The 17,969-nt window shown below is 59.0% G+C and carries 18 protein-coding genes; 12 read left to right on the forward strand and 6 right to left on the reverse strand.

From position 1 onward, the window contains the following. The first annotated feature begins 11 nt into the window (after positions 1-11). The 10 genes from rpmD to VHB22_RS10135 all read left to right on the forward strand — a co-directional run bounded on the left by rpmD (position 12) and on the right by VHB22_RS10135 (position 8,403). Positions 12-203, forward strand: coding sequence for a 50S ribosomal protein L30 (gene rpmD, locus VHB22_RS10090; RefSeq protein ID WP_046846872.1), 192 nt, complete (start codon positions 12-14; stop codon positions 201-203). Positions 204-208: 5 nt separating this feature from the next. Next, positions 209-763, forward strand: coding sequence for a 50S ribosomal protein L15 (gene rplO, locus VHB22_RS10095; protein ID WP_325456845.1), 555 nt, complete (start codon positions 209-211; stop codon positions 761-763). A 129-nt stretch (positions 764-892) separates the two neighbouring features. After that, the gene (gene secY, locus VHB22_RS10100) at positions 893-2,236 is read left to right on the forward strand and encodes a preprotein translocase subunit SecY (RefSeq protein WP_325456846.1); all 1,344 of its coding nucleotides are present in this window, start codon (positions 893-895) and stop codon (positions 2,234-2,236) included. Then, positions 2,233-2,826 (forward strand): adenylate kinase, encoded by a 594-nt coding sequence (locus VHB22_RS10105; RefSeq protein WP_325456847.1) that lies wholly within the window; start codon positions 2,233-2,235, stop codon positions 2,824-2,826. The genes secY and VHB22_RS10105 overlap by 4 nt, the downstream gene beginning before the upstream one ends. A 234-nt stretch (positions 2,827-3,060) precedes the next feature. Further along, on the forward strand, positions 3,061-3,438 hold the full coding sequence (gene rpsM, locus VHB22_RS10110; protein ID WP_325456848.1) for a 30S ribosomal protein S13: 378 nt from the start codon (positions 3,061-3,063) through the stop codon (positions 3,436-3,438). A gap of 89 nt (positions 3,439-3,527) precedes the next feature. Next, positions 3,528-3,926, forward strand: a complete 399-nt coding sequence (gene rpsK / locus VHB22_RS10115) for a 30S ribosomal protein S11 (protein WP_013948167.1) — start codon at positions 3,528-3,530, stop codon at positions 3,924-3,926. 109 nt (positions 3,927-4,035) lie between these two features. After that, positions 4,036-5,058: a DNA-directed RNA polymerase subunit alpha gene (locus VHB22_RS10120; RefSeq protein ID WP_325456849.1), complete on the forward strand. Its 1,023-nt coding sequence runs from the start codon at positions 4,036-4,038 to the stop codon at positions 5,056-5,058. 108 nt (positions 5,059-5,166) lie between these two features. Beyond that, positions 5,167-5,595: a 50S ribosomal protein L17 gene (gene rplQ / locus VHB22_RS10125; protein ID WP_325456850.1), complete on the forward strand. Its 429-nt coding sequence runs from the start codon at positions 5,167-5,169 to the stop codon at positions 5,593-5,595. A 253-nt stretch (positions 5,596-5,848) separates the two neighbouring features. Further along, complete coding sequence (locus VHB22_RS10130) at positions 5,849-6,877, forward strand: aldehyde reductase (protein WP_325456851.1); 1,029 nt, start codon at positions 5,849-5,851, stop codon at positions 6,875-6,877. Positions 6,878-6,969: 92 nt separating this feature from the next. Then, the gene (locus VHB22_RS10135) at positions 6,970-8,403 is read left to right on the forward strand and encodes a Do family serine endopeptidase (RefSeq protein ID WP_325456852.1); all 1,434 of its coding nucleotides are present in this window, start codon (positions 6,970-6,972) and stop codon (positions 8,401-8,403) included. Between the two features lie 35 nt (positions 8,404-8,438). Here the strand turns inward: VHB22_RS10135 and VHB22_RS10140 are convergent, their stop codons facing one another. The 4 genes from VHB22_RS10140 to VHB22_RS10155 form a co-directional block, all read right to left on the reverse strand. Next, the gene (locus tag VHB22_RS10140; RefSeq protein WP_325456853.1) at positions 8,439-9,239 is read right to left on the reverse strand and encodes a sulfite exporter TauE/SafE family protein; all 801 of its coding nucleotides are present in this window, start codon (positions 9,237-9,239) and stop codon (positions 8,439-8,441) included. Positions 9,240-9,363: 124 nt separating this feature from the next. Next, positions 9,364-10,896 (reverse strand): GTP-binding protein, encoded by a 1,533-nt coding sequence (locus VHB22_RS10145; RefSeq protein ID WP_325456854.1) that lies wholly within the window; start codon positions 10,894-10,896, stop codon positions 9,364-9,366. Next, on the reverse strand, positions 10,896-11,801 hold the full coding sequence (gene cysD, locus VHB22_RS10150) for a sulfate adenylyltransferase subunit CysD (protein ID WP_325456855.1): 906 nt from the start codon (positions 11,799-11,801) through the stop codon (positions 10,896-10,898). Before cysD ends, VHB22_RS10145 begins: the two co-directional genes overlap by 1 nt. Next, positions 11,798-12,607: a phosphoadenylyl-sulfate reductase gene (locus VHB22_RS10155; RefSeq protein WP_325456856.1), complete on the reverse strand. Its 810-nt coding sequence runs from the start codon at positions 12,605-12,607 to the stop codon at positions 11,798-11,800. Before VHB22_RS10155 ends, cysD begins: the two co-directional genes overlap by 4 nt. Before the next feature lie 429 nt (positions 12,608-13,036). Here VHB22_RS10155 and VHB22_RS10160 point away from each other — a divergent pair, with 429 nt between their 5' ends. Continuing rightward, entirely contained in the window at positions 13,037-14,293 is a 1,257-nt protein-coding gene (locus VHB22_RS10160; RefSeq protein WP_325456857.1) for an alpha/beta hydrolase, read from the forward strand. 271 nt (positions 14,294-14,564) lie between these two features. After that, positions 14,565-15,824 carry an alpha/beta hydrolase gene (locus VHB22_RS10165; RefSeq protein ID WP_325456858.1) on the forward strand — a complete coding sequence of 420 codons (1,260 nt, stop codon included), beginning with the start codon at positions 14,565-14,567 and terminating at the stop codon, positions 15,822-15,824. 64 nt (positions 15,825-15,888) lie between these two features. Here VHB22_RS10165 and VHB22_RS10170 read toward each other — a convergent pair whose 3' ends face one another. Both VHB22_RS10170 and VHB22_RS10175 read right to left on the reverse strand, forming a co-directional pair. After that, positions 15,889-17,115, reverse strand: a complete 1,227-nt coding sequence (locus VHB22_RS10170; protein ID WP_325456859.1) for a TIGR03862 family flavoprotein — start codon at positions 17,113-17,115, stop codon at positions 15,889-15,891. After that, positions 17,112-17,552, reverse strand: coding sequence for a VOC family protein (locus tag VHB22_RS10175; RefSeq protein WP_325456860.1), 441 nt, complete (start codon positions 17,550-17,552; stop codon positions 17,112-17,114). Before VHB22_RS10175 ends, VHB22_RS10170 begins: the two co-directional genes overlap by 4 nt. Positions 17,553-17,969: the final 417 nt, after the last annotated feature.

Raw genomic sequence — 17,969 nt, forward strand, 5'->3', positions numbered from 1 at the left:
GAGGTAACGATATGGCGGCTAAGAAGACGATCACCCTGGAGCAGGTTCGCAGCCCGAACCGTCGCCCGGAGCGGCAGACCGAGACTTTGATCGGGCTCGGCCTCAACAAGCTTGGCCGCAAATCGACGCTTGAAGACACACCGGCCGTACGCGGCATGCTGAAAAAAGTTCAGCACCTCGTGCAGGTCGTAGAAGGGAAGTAAGGACGATGCGGCTCAACGGTATCAAAGATAATCCCGGCGCGAAGAAAACGCGCGTCCGCATCGGCCGCGGCATCGGCTCGGGGATGGGCAAGATGGGCGGCCGCGGCGGCAAGGGCCAGACGGCACGTTCCGGCGTCGCGATCGGCGGCTTCGAAGGCGGCCAGATGCCTTTGCACCGGCGCCTGCCGAAGCGCGGCTTTAACAAGTGGCGTCCCCAGGACTTCAACGAAATTAACGTCGGGTCTTTGCAGCAGGCGATCGACGACAAGCGCATCGACAGCTCTAAGCCGCTCGATGTGGCGGCTCTCGTCGAAGCCGGTGTCGTCCGGCGCGCGAAAGATGGAATTCGGCTTCTCGGAGACGGCGAACTTAAGGCGAAGATCGCGATCACCGTAAACCACGCGACGGCGAAAGCTAAAGCCGCGATCGAAAAGGCCGGCGGCAGCATCACGCTGATCGAACCGAAAGTCATCGCGGCCGACGAAGAGAAACGAAAGAAGTCAGCGGCCAAAAAAGCAGCTTCCGGCAAGAAGCCTGCGGCCGCGAAGTCGGAGGAATAAAGCGGGCGCGCGAGGACGGTGTGCCGTCTTCGCGTGTTTCGCACCCAGAAGCGCTTTTCGAAAGCGCCGATGGGAGCAAGCCGTTGTGTTGCTCTCGGGGGACGCATCGGCGGTTAGGAGAAGACACCAATGGTTTCCGCTGCCGAGCAGCTTGCTTCGAACCTGAACTTCTCGGCCTTCGCGAAGGCGGAGGACTTGAAGCGGCGCCTTTGGTTTACCCTTGGCGCCCTCGTCGTCTACCGCCTCGGTACGTTCATTCCGTTGCCCGGCATCAATCCCGCGGCGTTCGCAGAGACGTTCAAGTCGCAAGCCGGCGGCATCCTGGGCATGTTCAATATGTTCTCGGGCGGTGCGCTCCAGCGTCTCGCGATCTTCTCTCTCAACATCATGCCGTACATCTCGGCATCGATCATCATGCAGTTGATGAGTTCGATTTCGCCGAAGCTCGAAGCCTTGAAGAAGGAAGGCGAGGCCGGGCGCAAGCAGATCAACCAATACACGCGCTACCTGACGGTCATCCTCGCGGCGCTGCAAGGCTATGGCATTGCTGTCGGTCTCGAAGGATCGCACAACACTGCCGGCGCCGTCGTTATGGATCCAGGCATGTTCTTCCGTGCCACGACGGTGATTACGCTTGTCGGTGGCACGGTCTTCCTGATGTGGCTGGGCGAGCAGGTGACGCAACGCGGCGTCGGCAACGGCACATCGCTGATCATCTTCGCGGGTATTGTTGCCGGACTTCCGGGCGCGCTCGTACAACTCTTCGAGTTGTCGCGCACGGGCTCGATCTCGCCCGGTATTCTCGTGTTCTTTCTGGCGCTGGCGCTGGCCGTGGTTGGAGCAATCGTCTTCTTCGAGCGCGCGCAAAGGCGATTGCTTGTGCAATACCCGAAGCGTCAGGTCGGCAATAAGATGTTCCAGGGCGAAGCCTCGCATCTGCCGCTGAAGCTGAACTCGTCGGGCGTTATTCCGCCGATCTTTGCATCCTCGCTTTTGCTTCTGCCGATTACCGTCGCGCAGTTTACGGCGGGTCAGGGGCCTGAATGGCTCAACACGGCTGTTGCGATGCTCGGAAGCGGACAGCCGCTTCACCTGACGGTTTATGCGGCGCTTATTATCTTCTTCACGTTCTTCTACACCGCCGTTGTCATCAATCCGAAAGAGACCGCCGACAATCTGCGTAAGTATGGCGGCTTCTTGCCCGGCATCCGTCCCGGCGATAAGACCGCCGAGTATATCGACTACGTGTTGACGCGCATTACGGTCGTCGGCGCTCTGTATCTGGCGGCGGTCTGCGTTCTGCCTGAAATTCTGACCTCATACGCAGGTATCCCGCTCTATTTCGGCGGCACTTCGCTGCTGATCGCAGTCAGCGTCACGATGGATACGGTCGCCCAGATTCAGAGCCACCTTGTCGCTCAGCAGTACGAAGGCTTGATCAAAAAGGCTAAGCTCCGCGGAGCGCGGCGATGATCCTGATGCTGCTTGGCCCGCCGGGTGCGGGCAAGGGAACACAGTCGCAGCTCATTTCTGAGAAACTCGGCGTTCCTCAGCTTTCGACGGGCGATATGCTCCGCGCCGCGGTTAAGGCTGCGACCCCGGTCGGGCTCAAGGCAAAGCAGATCATGGCTGAGGGCGGCCTCGTTCACGATGAAATCGTCATCGGCATTATCGCCGATCGTATTTCGCAGCCGGATTGCGCCAAGGGTTTCATTCTGGACGGTTTCCCGCGCACGCTGGCTCAGGCCGACGCCCTCGATAAGCTTCTGAAGTCCAAGGGGCGCAAGATCGATTGCGTGATCGAGCTGAAAGTCGACGATACCAGGCTGGCCGAGCGCATCGAATGCCGCGCTCGCGAAACCGAGGCCGCTGGCGGCGTCGTCCGCGCCGACGACAACGCAGAAGCGCTTAAAACGCGGTTGATCGCCTATTATCGCGAGACGGCGCCGATCATCGGCTACTATTTCGCGCACGGGCTTTTGAAATCGGTCGACGGCATGGCCGCAATCGAGGACGTGAGCCGTCAAATCGATGAAATACTGAGCGAATTTCAGGCAGCTTAAGGTAAAAAGCGCGCATTGACGGAAGGGAGCGAGCGAGCTAAAACAGCCCACTTTTCTTTTAGGGCTCAACTTGATCCGGACCTGGGCTTACGCTCCGGTGCCGCGATCGTTGCGCCTATTGGCTTTTGAGGATCGGCAGCGCCACGATGTGGTTAGGCATCTTCAAGGGCGGAATTCGACCAGAGCAAGTTCGACTTAAATAACGGCACGACGAGATAAAGGCAGGAGACAGAAGTGGCCCGCATCGCAGGCGTCAACATTCCAACGGGCAAGCGCGTCGAGATCGCGCTCCGTTATATTCACGGCATCGGCCCGAAGTTCTCGAAAGAGATTTGCCAGAAGTGCAACATTCCGGATGACCGGCGCGTCAGCCAGCTGACCGATGCCGAGGTTTTGCAGATTCGCGAAACCATTGACCGCGACTACACGGTCGAAGGCGATCTTCGCCGCGAAGTGCAGACGAACATCAAGCGCTTGATGGATCTCGGCTGCTACCGCGGCCTGCGTCACCGCAAGGGACTTCCCGTTCGCGGACAGCGCACGCACACGAACGCCCGCACCCGCAAGGGCAAGGCGGTTCCGATTGCCGGTAAGAAGAAGGCGACGAGGTAATTCGTCGGCTCGTCGCATCGCACCTCTCGTCGAGGCGCATCAATTGAATTTTCGCCTCGGCATGGGTGAGGCTAGGAGTAACGGACGCAATGGCCAAGGAAGCAGCAGCTCGCGGAAAAGTCAAAAAACGCGAGAAGAAGAACATCACGTCGGGCGTCGCCCACGTGAATGCGTCTTTCAACAACACGATGATCACGATCACCGACGCGCAAGGCAATACAATTGCCTGGTCATCGTCGGGCACGAAGGGCTTCAAAGGCTCGCGCAAGTCGACGCCCTACGCCGCGCAGATCGCAGCGGAAGATGCAGGCAAGAAGGCGCAAGAGCACGGGATGAAGGTGCTTGAGGTTGAAGTCTGCGGCCCGGGTTCGGGTCGTGAATCGGCGCTCCGCGCATTGCAAGCTGTCGGCTTCCAGATCACCTCGATCCGCGACGTGACGCCGATCCCCCATAACGGTTGCCGTCCGAGGAAGCGCCGCCGCGTCTAAAGAAGTTTCCGCTCGCGCGCCGCATGTTCGGCGCGCAGCGATGCATGCCACCGCTTAAGAGATTCCGCGGCCCGCTCCCCCGTCCGCGCAAAACAAAACGAGGTTTCTCGTGAATGTTCTCCAGAAAAACTGGCAAGACCTGATCAAGCCCTCGAAGCTTGAAATTCAAACCGGCCGCGATCGCTCGCGCATCGCGACCGTCGTTGCCGAGCCGCTTGAGCGCGGTTTTGGCATGACTCTCGGCAACGCACTGCGTCGCGTCTTGTTGTCGTCGCTGCAGGGCGCTGCCATCAAGACCGTGCAGATCGACGGCGTGCTGCATGAGTTTTCCTCAGTCCCCGGCGTCCGCGAGGACGTGACGAACATCATTCTGAACATCAAGGAAATCGCGCTTCGCATCCATTCCGAAGGCGTGAAGCGTATGGTGCTCAAGAAGGAAGGCGCCGGCCCCGTCACCGCGGGCGACATCGAAATGTCTTCCGAGGTCGAAGTCTTGAACCCCGAGCATGTGATCTGCCACCTCGATCAGGGCGCCTCGATCCGCATGGAGTTCACGGCCGACATCGGCAAGGGCTACGTCGCATCCGACCGCAATCGTCCGGAAGATGCGCCGATCGGTCTGATCCCCGTCGATAGTCTCTATTCGCCGGTGAAAAAGGTTTCCTACAAGGTCGAGAATACCCGCGAAGGCCAGATCCTCGACTACGATAAGCTTACGATGGTCGTCGAGACCGATGGCTCGATCCGCCCCGAGGATGCCGTTGCGCTCGCCGCGCGCATCCTGCAGGATCAGCTTGCCGTCTTCATCAACTTCGAAGAGCCGAAGAAAGCCCAGGAAGAGCAGCGCCATCCGGAGCTCGCTTTCAACGCCGCGCTTCTCAAGAAGGTCGACGAGCTCGAGCTTTCGGTCCGTTCCGCGAACTGTTTGAAAAACGACAACATCGTTTACATCGGCGACCTGATCCAGAAGACGGAAGCCGAAATGCTTCGCACGCCGAACTTCGGCCGCAAGTCGCTCAACGAGATCAAGGAAGTCCTGGCGACGATGGGTCTCCATCTTGGCATGGAAGTCCCCAACTGGCCGCCGGACAATATCGACGAGCTGGCGAAACGTTTCGAAGACCAATATTGATTTACCGCGACCGGCGGCTGGCTCTCCGGAGGAGGGTCGCTGGGCGCAAACCAAAAAGGCGAGGCCATAGAACCTCCCGAAAACAATCTCACAACAAAGGACACTTAGATGCGACACAAGAAACTCGGCCGCCGTTTCGGCCGCCACGTCGGGCACCGTCAGGCGATGTTTTCGAACATGGCTGCCGCCCTCATCAAGCACGAACAGATCGTGACGACCCTGCCGAAGGCGAAGGATCTGAAGCGCGTTGTCGACAAGTACATCACGCTTGCGAAGCGTGGCGATTTGAACTCGCGCCGGCTTGCCGCCGCGCGTCTTCGCGACGAGGACATGGTCAAGAAGCTGTTCGACGTCCTTGCTCCGCGTTACAAAGATCGTAACGGCGGTTACACGCGCGTTCTGAAAGCTGGCTTCCGCTACGGCGATGCCTCGCCTCGCGCCGTCATCGAACTTGTTGACCGCGACGAGAAGGTGAAAGGCGCTGAGGACAAGGCCCGCCACGAGAAAATGGCAGCCGAGCAGGCAAGCGCTGGCTGATCCGCTCGAATTTGATACCGAGAATTTAAAAACCCCGGTGTTTGGCACCGGGGTTTTTGCTTTGTGGGTGCCGCGATCCCCTTCCCTTGATGGGGAGGGGGTAGGCGCGGGGTAAAGAGCCAGGAGAGATGGCACGATCATGCAATTCGCACGATCGGCCGTCGCATCGATCGGTTGCCATTCGTCCGCATTCTGATGGATGATCCGTCGAGCGGCGGCGTATTGGAACGGCTATCGACGGAGCTGAGGTCAAATGACAGCCGAACAACCGATTGTCGTGACAGGCGCAACCGGCTTCATCGCCAAGCACGTCATCGGCGCTTTCCTGAAACGGGGCTACGCGGTGCGCGGCACTGTCCGGCGAGTGGACCGGGCCGACGCGGTTCGAAGCGCTCTCGCTCGACTCGGCTGCGATCCATCCAAACTGTCGTTTGCCGTCGCCGATCTCGCTGGCGATGCGGGTTGGGATGAAGCCGTCCGTGACGCGAAGATCGTCGTCCACACGGCATCGCCATTTCCAATCGCGCAACCGAGCGATCCCGACGAAGTCATCCGCCCCGCGCGTGACGGTACGCTGCGTGTCTTGAAAGCTGCGACGGGCGCCAATGTAAAACGCGTGGTGCTCACGTCGTCAGCTGTCGCAATCTTCTATGGCAGCGGATTGCCCGCTGGACACATCTATTCCGAGACGGACTTCACCGACGAGACGCGCGCTGATCTGACGCCCTACATCAAATCGAAAACGATTGCCGAAAAGGCGGCTTGGCAGTTCGCCAAAACGACAGCGGGTGCGCCGGAACTCACTGTTATCAACCCGGCGTTTGTGCAGGGACCTGCACTGGACGCCGATCTTTCGACCTCGCACGAACTCTATCGGCTGATGGCGCGCGGCGTGTATCCAGCTGCGCCGCGCATCCGCTTTCCCGTCGTCGACGTGCGCGATGTCGCGCAAGCGCACGTCGAAGCCGCAGTCCGTCCGGAAGCAGCCGGAAAACGTTATCTGGTTGGGGAGGGGCAACTGCGCTTGTTCGAGCTCGGCCAAATCCTGGCGCGCGAGCTGCCCGATCTTCGCTCGAAGGTTCCGAAATTCGAGCTGCCGGATGTCGCAGTCCGCATGCTCGCCCTTTTCGACAATAGGATGCGAACGATCCTGCCCGAACTTGGCCAGCAGAAAGATTACATAAATGCAAGAATTCGCGGCGATCTGGGTCTGCAACTCAGAGGCGCCGATGAAGCCGCGACAGCCGCGGTCCGATCATTACGAGACCTTAGGTTGATCTGACGGCGTTGCCCAAACATAGTCCCCTCTGAATCGAACGCGCCGCTGGGGCTTCCGGACGGCGTCATCAGACGCGCGCATAGCAGAGCACATCCATGACAAAGAAAAACTGGCTCTTGATATTTGTTACCGCCGCCGCGACCAGCGTTCTAACGCCGCTCATCCTGCGGTCCGTAACACCTACTTACGCGCAAGAGAAAGTCGCGCCCCCGTCGCGGCAGGCCATACAATACTCTTATGCGCCGATCGTGCGTAAGGTGGCGCCTGCTGTGGTGAATGTCTACGTGCGCACGCATGTGCAGACCATGGCCTCGCCCTTCGGAAACGATCCGTGGTTCCGGCGCTTCTTCGGCGATGCTTTCGGACAACCGAGCGAGCGCGTCATGAGTTCGCTTGGCTCCGGCGTCATCGTCAATCCGGAAGGCTTGATCGTCACCAACAATCACGTCGTCAAAGGCCGTGGCGAGACAGAGATCAGAGTGGCCCTCTCGGATCGCCGCGAATACGACGCGAAGGTCATCAGCAAGGACGAGAAGGCCGACATCGCCGTGCTGAAGATCGAAGGTGGAGACGGCAAATTCCCGTACTTGCAATTCGACGATTCCGACCGGCTTGAAGTGGGCGATCTTGTGCTCGCCATCGGCAATCCTTTTGGCGTTGGCCAGACCGTCACCAGTGGCATCGTCTCCGCGTTATCGCGCTCGGAAATGGCGGAATCGGATAGCCAGGTCTTCATTCAAACGGATGCTGCGATCAACCCGGGCAATTCAGGCGGCGCGCTCGTCGATATGTCCGGGCGTCTCGTCGGCATCAACACGATGATCTATTCGCAATCGGGTGGATCTGTCGGCATTGGATTTGCGATCCCGTCGAACCTCGTTCGCGTTTACGCGGAAAGCGCCGCGCATGGCCGCAAGGTCGAGCGGCCCTGGATCGGCGCGAAGCTCGAAGCTATGTCGCATGATTTTGCCGAAGGGCTCGGGCTCAATCGCATTTCCGGCGCGGTCGTGACGCGCCTTTATAACAAAGGTCCGGCGGTCGATGCCGGCCTGCGCGAAGGAGACGTCATCACGCACGTCGATGGCGTAGAAGTCGCCGACGCGCGCGCAGTTTATTACCGGCTCGCGACCAAGGGCATCGGTCAAACCGCACATCTCACGGTCATTCGCAAAAACCAGCCGGTTGATATTTCGCTGCCTTTGATCGCCGCTCCCAAGCCTGGGAAGAACGATGTGCGCAATCTATCCGGCAACAATCCTCTCGCTGGCGCACGCATCTCGAACATATTCCCTTCTGTGGCCGACGAATTGGGAATCGACGAGATGAAAGGCGTTGTCATTACGTCGGTGCGCGATGGATCGGTGGCGCAAAGTCTTGGATTCCAGCCGGGCGATATCATCGTCTCGATCAGCGGTCAGAAGATCGAAAATGTTGTCCAAGCGGAGAGGGCCGTCGGTCAGCGCCAACGGACATGGCAAGTTGCGGTTAAGCGCGGCAATCGCGTGCTGCAACTGCAAGTGCCGGGATGACGACATCGGCCGATTACGACTCGGCAAAGCGGCCGCTAAATCTTTTGTGCGAGCTGATAGGCGGCGAAACACAGGATGACCGCCAGGAAAATTCGGAGCAGCCAATCCGGCAGTTTGCCGGTCAATCGCGATCCGATGGCGATGCCTGGAATGGAGCCGAGCAGCAGCAGACCTAAAAGCCCAAAGCTGGTATTGCCGATCGACATGTGACCGAGACCCGAGATCAGGGTCAGGGGAACGGCATGCACTATGTCTGTGCCGATCAATCGTCGCGTTTTCAACGTCGGATAAAGCAACGTCAGGATCACAACGCCGATGGCGCCCGCGCCGACGGATGTCAGCGTCACGACCGAGCCGAGGGTGAGTCCGAGCAACAGCGTCGGCACACGCCGCACTGGCACGTCCAACGGCTCTACGACCTGCGCGCCGCGGCGCGTGATGATCGGGTAGAACAATATGGCGAGTGAACTCAACACGAGCGCTGCTACGAGCGCTTCCTTGATCAACAAGCCAAGGCGCGCCGTGTCAGGATCGAGCAGATGCAACAAAGCGAGCATCGCAATTGAGCCCGGCACGCTGCCTGCAGCGAGCCACGCAACAATCCGCCAGTTCACGTTTCCGAAATTATGGTGCGGCCAGACAGCCGATGCCTTGGTGATGGAGGCGAAGAGCAGGTCGGTGCCCACAGCGAGTGTGGGCGGTACGCCGATGTAGGCGATCAGGAAAGGCGTCATCAGAGAACCCGCGCCGACGCCCGTCAGGCCAACGAGGAATCCTACGACGAAGCCGCCCGAAACGACCACCGGCCACAGCGTTTGCAGATCGAAGTCGGGCATCGCTATCTGTCAAAAAGGCAAGGGGATGAGGTACGCGAGAATGAGAGGGTCTGCAATCGCAGAATTCCCGCGGATTTATTTGCGTCGCATCATGCCGGAGGCCACCACCGGGAATCCGGACGGTTTAAAGTCCGGGGTCCATGCCATCGTCGATCGGCGGTGGCGGTTCGATCGCAACCGACACGCCGGCGGCGCGCAGGATGATCGCGACCTCGTTCGCGCGTCGCATGAACTCTTCGCGATCCTTCGAATTCATCGACAGATCACGATTGAGACCATTGGCGAGCATGTCGCGTTTCAAAACGAAATGTCCTTCCGAAGGAGCTTCCGCTTTGGCGTCGACCGAAGTTGCGATACCGCCCGCAACCGTCGCGCCTGAAACGGAATCGACGAGCAGAAGCGTTCCCGTCTCCGGCGTCTCCGCGAAGACGTCAATCGCAGCAGGCCGGCCGAGCGAAATCTTCGCTATGGCGATATCGTTTGCAGCGCAGGTGCGGGCCGGGCGAGATGCCATCGTTTCAAGATCGAGCAAGGCTTTGATCTCGACGTTCGAAATCGGAATGAGATCGGTAGATGTGCGCAGCAGGTAGCCGGCCGTCGGACTATAAGCATCTTCGGATAGCCAAACGAACCGTGCTTCGATCGTCTGCGCCGCGATGGGACGCATTTCCGGCTTCGACAGCACGGCGCCGCGCGAAACATCAATGTCGACGTCGAGCTGCAGTGCTACAGCATCACCGGCTGACGCGCTTTGAAGATCGCGGTCGAATGTTGCGATACGAACGATCTTGCCGCTGGCGTTGCTCAACGTATCGGTAACGACGTCGCCGACGTTGATCGAGCCGGACGTAACCGTTCCCGCGAGGCCGCGGAAATCCTGTCCGTCACGCAAAACCATCTGCACCGGAAGACGAAAAACGGATCCGGTCTCGCTGACGCGGCTTGGAACTTTTTCGAGATGTTGGAGAAGCGTCGGTCCGCTGTACCAGCTCATATTGGCGGACGGTCCCGAGACGTTGTCACCGAACACTGCCGACAATGGGATCGCCGCCGAGTCCCAAAAATTGAACTTCCAGCAAAGCGTGCGGAAATCAGCTTCGATTTTGCGGAATACGTCTTCCGACCAGCCGACGAGATCCATCTTATTGACGGCAAGCACGATATGCTTGACGCCAACGAGATCGAGGATTGCGGCGTGACGCTTGGTCTGCTTCTTTACGCCCGAGCGCGCATCGACAAGCACGATCGCGACATCGGCGTGCGACGCGCCCGATGCCATGTTTCGCGTGTACTGTTCATGTCCTGGCGAGTCGATAATGACGAAGCGGCGGGTGCCGGTCTCGAAATACTTCCACGCGATATCGATCGTGATGCCTTGCTCGCGCTCTGCGACGAGACCGTCGAGCAGCATCGAAAAATCGGGCAGATCCGTTCCGGCGGCCTTGCGACCCGAGCGCCGGACGCTCTCGCGCTGATCTTCGTAAAGATCTGACGCGTCCCAGAGCAGTCGTCCGATCAGCGTCGACTTGCCGTCGTCTACCGAGCCGCACGTCAAAAGATGTGTGATGCCGCCCAACTCGCGGACAAGATGCGGAACCTCCTGCGTGCGGGCTGGGGCTTCAAACGCAGGTTTGGCTTTCAGTGCGTGCACGGTCATTAGAAGTAGCCTTCCTGCTTTTTCTTTTCCATGGCGCCGGCCTGATCATGATCGATCAGCCGCCCCTGGCGCTCGGATGTTTGCGCGTTGATTGTTTCGGCGACGACGGCTTCGATCGTGTCCGCGTCGGACTCGACTGCAGCCGTCAGCGGATAATCGCCAAGCGTGCGGAAACGGATTTTCCGCATCTTGATTTCTTCGTCATTGCGCGGCTGGAGCCGCTCGTCGTCCTGCATCAGGATTTGGCCGTCACGGACGATGGTCGGCCGTTCCGCCGCAAAATAGAGCGGGACGACTTCAAGCTTCTCGCGCAGAATATAGCGCCAGACGTCTTTCTCGGTCCAATTCGACATCGGGAAGATACGCACTGTTTCGCCCGTGCCGAGACGGCCGTTGAGCAAGTGCCACATTTCCGGACGTTGGCGGCGAGGATCCCACCGATGACCGCTGGCGCGGAATGAAAAGACGCGCTCTTTGGCCCGGCTGGCTTCTTCGTCGCGCCGTGCGCCTCCGAACGCCGCGTCGAAACCATATTTGTCGAGCGCCTGCTTTAGCGCCTGCGTCTTCAAAATGTCGGTGTGAATAGACGGCGCGTGGTCGATCGGATTGATGCCGCGCTTGATGCCGTCGTTATTGGTGTAGGCGATCAGATCGAGCCCAAGTTCTTTCGCTGTCCGGTCGCGGAAGGCGATCATGTCGCGAAACTTCCACGTCGTATCAACGTGCAGAAGCGGGAATGGAACCGCCTGGGGAAAGAACGCCTTGCGTGCGAGATGCAACAGGACGGTCGAATCCTTACCGATCGAATAGAGCATCACCGGCTTGCGGAACTGAGCTGCCGCCTCGCGAAAGATATGGATGCTTTCTGCTTCCAGCAGGTCGAGATGAGAAGGCGAGGCCGTCATGCGGCATGGTCCTTTGGTTCAAATCCCGGATCTTCACCTTGCGTATGAAGTCCGCATTCTTTGCCGTTTTCGTTTTCCCACCACCAGCGTCCGGCGCGGATATCTTCGCCGGGCTCGATGGCGCGCGTGCACGGCTGGCAGCCGATAGAAGGAAAGCCTTTCGCGTGCAGCGCGTTGATGGGAATTTTGTTCGCCGCCACGTAATCCTCGAGAGTCGCGAAGCTCCAGTCAGCGATCGGGCTCACCTTGATGAGTTTCTGCGTGGCGTCGTAACTTGCGAACGGAACGTGTGCTCGACCTTGCGACTGCTCGCGGCGTAGTCCTGTGATCCATGCCGCCGCGCCCTTGAGTGCGCGATTAAGCGGTCGCACCTTGCGAACCTCACAGCACGCCTTGCGCGCTTCGACCGAATAGCGAAATCCGTAGATGCCGTCGTTCGCGACAAGCTCCTCGACATCCGCCGCATCGGGGTACATGACGCGGATCTTGATGCCGTACTTTCCTTCCGTATCGAACAGCGTATCGAGCGTCTCCGGAAAATGCCGTCCGGTATCGAGTGTGAAAATGTCGATCTCGGCGCCCGTCGACGCAATGGCATGCGTGATCGCCTGGTCCTCAATGCCAAGGCTGGTCGAGAAAGCCACCGGACCGACGATTGCTGCGCGAATTGCTTCGATGCGCTCTTCCAACGTCGAAAGCCCGGCGAGCGCGAGGTCGAGCTCCGTCGCTACGGCTTGCTGCGATGCAGAATGGGCGTCTGACGGCGTCCCGCCCGTGGCGGACGCAGCGGCTTCGAACAACGTCATGAAGACCTCCGAATGCCCGATACATAAGGGTAAAACATTCTCATGGAAAGCTTATTTCGGCGATCCAATAGGATATTATTTCGGCTGATACGCAGAAATGGTATTTTTTCGCTGACCGTCGTGCGCGAGTATGACGGTTCGAAAGGCGCCGCCTGGGGCTGCCGGCATTCTAAAATTCGGGATTATGTGAGCAACGATTTGCTTTCGCCGATGCCAATTCAGCGCTTCTCCTGCTGCAAAAAGCCGCCAGCGCGAATGGCATTGTAGGCTGAGTGGCTATCCCCGCAGATCCTCAATCACAAATTTCGATATGTGCGCCCACGTCCTTCTTCGGTGCATTGCAGGCCCGGCGAACGATTGCCCGTCGTTGTATCCGCCTTTTTGCAACCTCGAAGTCCATCAACGGACCGTTTCAAGGAGGAGAGTGCAATGAAGGATAGATTCAATATTTCGAAATCGATGTTTGCGGCGGCAACGATTTGTTTGGCGACTGCGACAAACGCCGGAGCGCATGGACATAGCGGCGGTAATCAATCTCAGTTGGGCCCTTATATCGTCGGCGAGCAAGGCGTGCTGTTCGTCGGCGGCACTTACGACGTTGCTCCGAATGCTGGCGCACCGACGACAATGGCCAATCAATCATACGTTTTCTATCAGATCCCGGCATCTCCGACGAACCGCTCGTGGAGTTGGAAGCGGACAGGACGCCTGCCGATCATCATGATACATGGCGGATCACAGACCGGTGCGAACTTTCTCGGCACGCCCGACGGTCGCCCAGGCTGGGCTGAATACTACGTCAAGAACGGCTGGCCGGTTTACGTGATCGACCAGCCAGGCCGCGGCAAGTCGGGCTATTTCCCGAATGCTTATGGTCCGCAAGGACCGACGGCCGACCCATCCCGGACCGTGCAGCGGTTCACGGCGCCGGAGCTGAGCAATCCGCTGCAATGGCCGCAAGCGAAATATCACACGCAATGGCCCGGCGGTCCCGGCAGCGGCGTGCCCGGACAATATGCGTTCGATCAATTGTTTGCGTCGCAAGTTGCGAACATGCCGAACGGCGATCAGGCTCTTGCTCTGACAACGGCGGCAGTGACGGCGCTTATTAAGAAGATCGGTCCGTCCATCATCGTCACGCATTCGATGACCGGACCGGTAAGCTGGTTCATCCCGCAAGCCAATCCCGGGAAAGTGAAAGCGGTTCTGGCTATCGAACCGACGGGAAACTCGAGTCTCGACGGAGACACGACGCCGGGGACGACGTGCGGCCTCAGTAATGTTTGTCTCAACTTCAGCCCGCCCGTGTCGGGGCCTGCAGATCTCAAGCTGGTGAAAACGCCACCGCCGGCCGGAGGCAGTCAGGGACAACCAGCGTCCGATCTCAAAAGCTGTTGGCTGCAATCGGGTCCTGTCATCCACAAACCAACCGGGCTCGACGGTATCCCGATTCTGATTCAGACCGGGCAAGCGTCATATCACGCGACCTACGATTACTGCACATCGCGTTTCCTCGAACAGGCAGGCGTGCGTCATTCGCATGTGTATCTGCCGAACGTCGGCATCAAAGGGAACGGCCACATGGAAATGCTGGAGAAGAACAATCTCCAAATCGCGGCATTCGATGAAAAGTGGTTTTCCAAGGTCCTGCACGTTCGCGACGGCGGGGGGCATTGGGGGCACTGAGCAAGCAATAACTTGAGAAAAATTGAAGAAGCCGGCGCTCACTTCGGGCGGCCGGCTTTTCATTTGAGACGTAGGCGGATTGTTTCTTTCTTGGGCGTTTCAAATTTCGATCACATTACGTAACCGGCGATCACAAAGCGCGTTCTCTAGGCCGCCCGTGCGCTCAAATCCTGTTTGGGTTCTCCGTCGCCCGCGCAACGTTTGTGAACCTGGCGTATCGGCTCCTTGCAGCCTCAAAGTCCAAACAGGACTGCATAAGGAGGAGACGGCAATGAAAGACAAACGCATTTTATCGAAATTGGCTTTTGCTGCGGCAGCCGCATGCGTCACGGCGACGGGCGCGATCGCCCACGGAAATAATAACAACAATAATAACAAATCCAATCTTGGTCCCTACATCGTCGGAGAGCAGGGTGTCTTCTATGCTGGCGGCACTTACGATGTGACGCCTCCGGCGGGCGCGCCGACGACCATGTCGAACCAGATGTACGTATTCTACCAGATCCCCGCCTCACCGAATAACCGGGCCTGGAGTTGGAAGCGAACGGGACGCCTGCCGATCATAATGATCCATGGCAGCCAGCAGACTGGCGCGAACTTTCTTGGCACGCCGGACGGACGCCCCGGATGGGCATCATACTACGTGCAGCACGGGTGGCCGGTTTACGTGATCGATCAGCCGGGCCGCGGCAAATCAGGATACTTTCCGAACGCGTATGGTCCACAGGCAGCAAATCCCAATCCAGTTACGGTGCAGCAAAGGTTCACCGCTCCCGAGCTAACCAATCCGCTGGAGTGGCCGCAAGCGGCGCGCCATACGCAATGGCCAGGCGGACCCGGCAGTGGCGTTCCGGGCGAATACGCCTTCGATCAATTCTTCGCGTCGCAAGTCGCGAATATGCCGGACGGTAATCAGGCGCTCGCGCTGACGACGGCGGCAGTCACGGCTCTGATTAAAAAAATCGGTCCGTCCGTCATCATCACGCACTCGATGACCGGCCCCGAGAGCTGGTTCATTCCGCAAGCCAATCCTGGAAAGGTCAAGGCGATCCTCGCCGTCGAGCCGACGGGTAACTCGAGCCTCAACGGCGATACGACGCCAGGAACGTCGTGCGGCTTGAGCAACGTCTGCTTGAACTTCGATCCGCCGATAAGCAGCGCCGCCGATCTCGGCCTAACGAAAACGCCACCCCCCGCTGGTGGCGTGCAAGGCCAGCCAGCCGCGGACCTCAAGAGTTGCTGGCTACAGTCGGGTAAGACTATCCATCAGCCGACCAATCTCGTAGGAACGCCAATTCTCATCCAGACAGGCGAGGCGTCATACCATTCGACGTACGACTACTGCACCTCGGCGTTCCTCGATCAGGCAAACGTCCCGAATACCTACGTGTATCTCCCAACCGTGCACATCAGGGGTAACGGGCACATGCAGATGCTTGAGATGAATAATCTCCAGATCGCCGCCTTCGACGAAAAGTGGCTATCGAAAGCTCTGCACGTTCGTGATCGCGACGTGGCTTGGGGCCGCTAAGCGATACTAGCGTTATGAATTTGGGAAGGCGCGGATCAGTGTTCGCGCCTTTTCGATTTGGTTGCTAGCCGTTCGAACGAAGCCAAGCGAGCAATCCGGCTGATGCCTTCGCGGCTGTTGCGAACGTCGCTTGCAGCAAGTACCCGCCTGTGGGCGCTTCCCAATCGAGCATCTCTCCCGCAAGAAAAAAACCAGGCTTTGTGCGCAACATCAACGCGTCGTCGAGGTCGCGCCATTGAACGCCTCCCGCCGTTGAAATCGCGCGATCGATGCCAGCAAGCGCGGAAACACGGAGCGGGACGCTTTTGACGCGCTTTGCCAAAGCCGCGCCCACCTCCAGGGGGCCGGCTTCGCGCAGAAGGCCGATTGCGACAGGATCGAGATGCAGACTTTTGCGCAGGAAGTTCGTCATCGTATCTTTGCGGCTCGGTTGGGCGAGGCGCGATGCAATATCGTCGGTCGTGACGTCAGGTTTGAGATCGACCGACACTATTGTCGTATCTGCTTTTGCGAGCGCCTTGCGTATTTCCCCTCCAAGCGCATAAACCGCTCCGCCTTCCAGGCCGTGCCGTGTAATGATTACTTCTCCGCGCTGTGTCACATCGCCAATCCTCAGCGCGATGCGTTTCAAGGCCGCGCCTTCGAAGCGCGATCTGAATATGTCCGACCACGGGATGAGAACGCCGCAGTTTGCGGGTGCAAGCGGCGTTACCGCAATCCCAGCGGTTTTGAAGATATCGACCCATTCTCCGTCGGAACCGAGTTTTGGCCAGCTTGCGCCGCCTAGCGCGAATAGGGTTGCGTCCGGATGGACCTCAGTGGTCTGTCCATCTGACATTTCAAACCGTAATCCCCCCGAAGCGGTAAGGCCCGTCCACAGATGCCGTGTCTTGATCGCGACGCCGAGGCCGCCGAGCCGGCGCAGCCATGCCCGCAAGAGGGGCGAAGCTTTCATTGCGCGCGGAAAAACACGACCGCTCGTTCCGACGAAGGTTTCCGCATCAAGACCGTTTGCCCATGCAACGAGTTTATCCGGCGGAAAGTCGGTGACAGCTGCTCTGACGTTGTCAGCGCCATCGCCGTAGCGATTGAGAAACTTTGTCAGCTCCTCGCTGTGTGTGAGATTCAATCCGCCACGCCCGGCGAGAAGAAACTTGCGCGCGGGAGAAGGCATTCTGTCGTAGACGGTAACGCGATGTCCATGGCTCGCAATCGTCTCTGCCGCGAACAAACCTGCCGGTCCGCCGCCGACCACGGCCACGTCGCGGGCACGCGCCGGGAGCGAACTCACCAAACGCCTGTGCTCGGCATGGACGCCCACGGTTCTTGGGGTGCCAGGGCTGCGCCCTTCTGCAGCAACTCGACGGAGACGAGATCGGGTGAGCGTACGAACGCCATGTGTCCGTCGCGCGGCGGCCGGTTGATCGTTACGCCTGCATCGCGCAGCCTGCTGCAGGCCGCATAGATGTCGTCGACCTCGAATGCCAAGTGCCCGAAATTGCGCGCCGAGCCGTAATCTTCAACATCCCAGTTATAGGTCAACTCAAGCATGGGCGCCTTAGCGCTGACGGCGCGTTCCGCGTCATCGGGCGCCGCTAGGAAGATCAGGGTGAACCGGCCTCTATCGTTTTCGAGTCGTCGAACTTCCTTGAGTCCGAGTGCATCGCAATAGAACCTCAGGCTTTGCGCGATGTCACGAATGCGAACCATTGTATGAAGATAGCGCATCGATAATGTTCCGCCAGTTGCGAGATTTGAACGATAGCTATCGACCGGCGACGCCTGCTGCAAGGGGTCGAGCGGCAACTACGCAACACTCGGCAGCGAATCGTTGCGCAAGGGTGCGACGCCACGGCGATGACGATTTCGGGCGCCTGTGTACGAGCATTGGAAAAGTTAGAAGACCGTCACGGCAAGACACTAAAAAAGCATCGCGAATCATGACGCAAAATCGAATCGATAAAAACATGATTTGCTGCGCCCTGATCGGCCGCCCGGTGTGGATGGAGTTCTGCCACAGTCATGTTGTCGCGCGAAGCTGGGGATGAATCGAAATCCCGTTTTCTGTTTGCTTCATCATACGTTTAAGCCGTCTTACCGGATGTGGATTGAGTGCCGGAAGCGAGCGTCAAGTGGGCCGCCAAA

It is taken from the genome of Hyphomicrobium sp., from assembly GCF_035548195.1.
GTDB lineage: Bacteria > Pseudomonadota > Alphaproteobacteria > Rhizobiales > Hyphomicrobiaceae > Hyphomicrobium_B.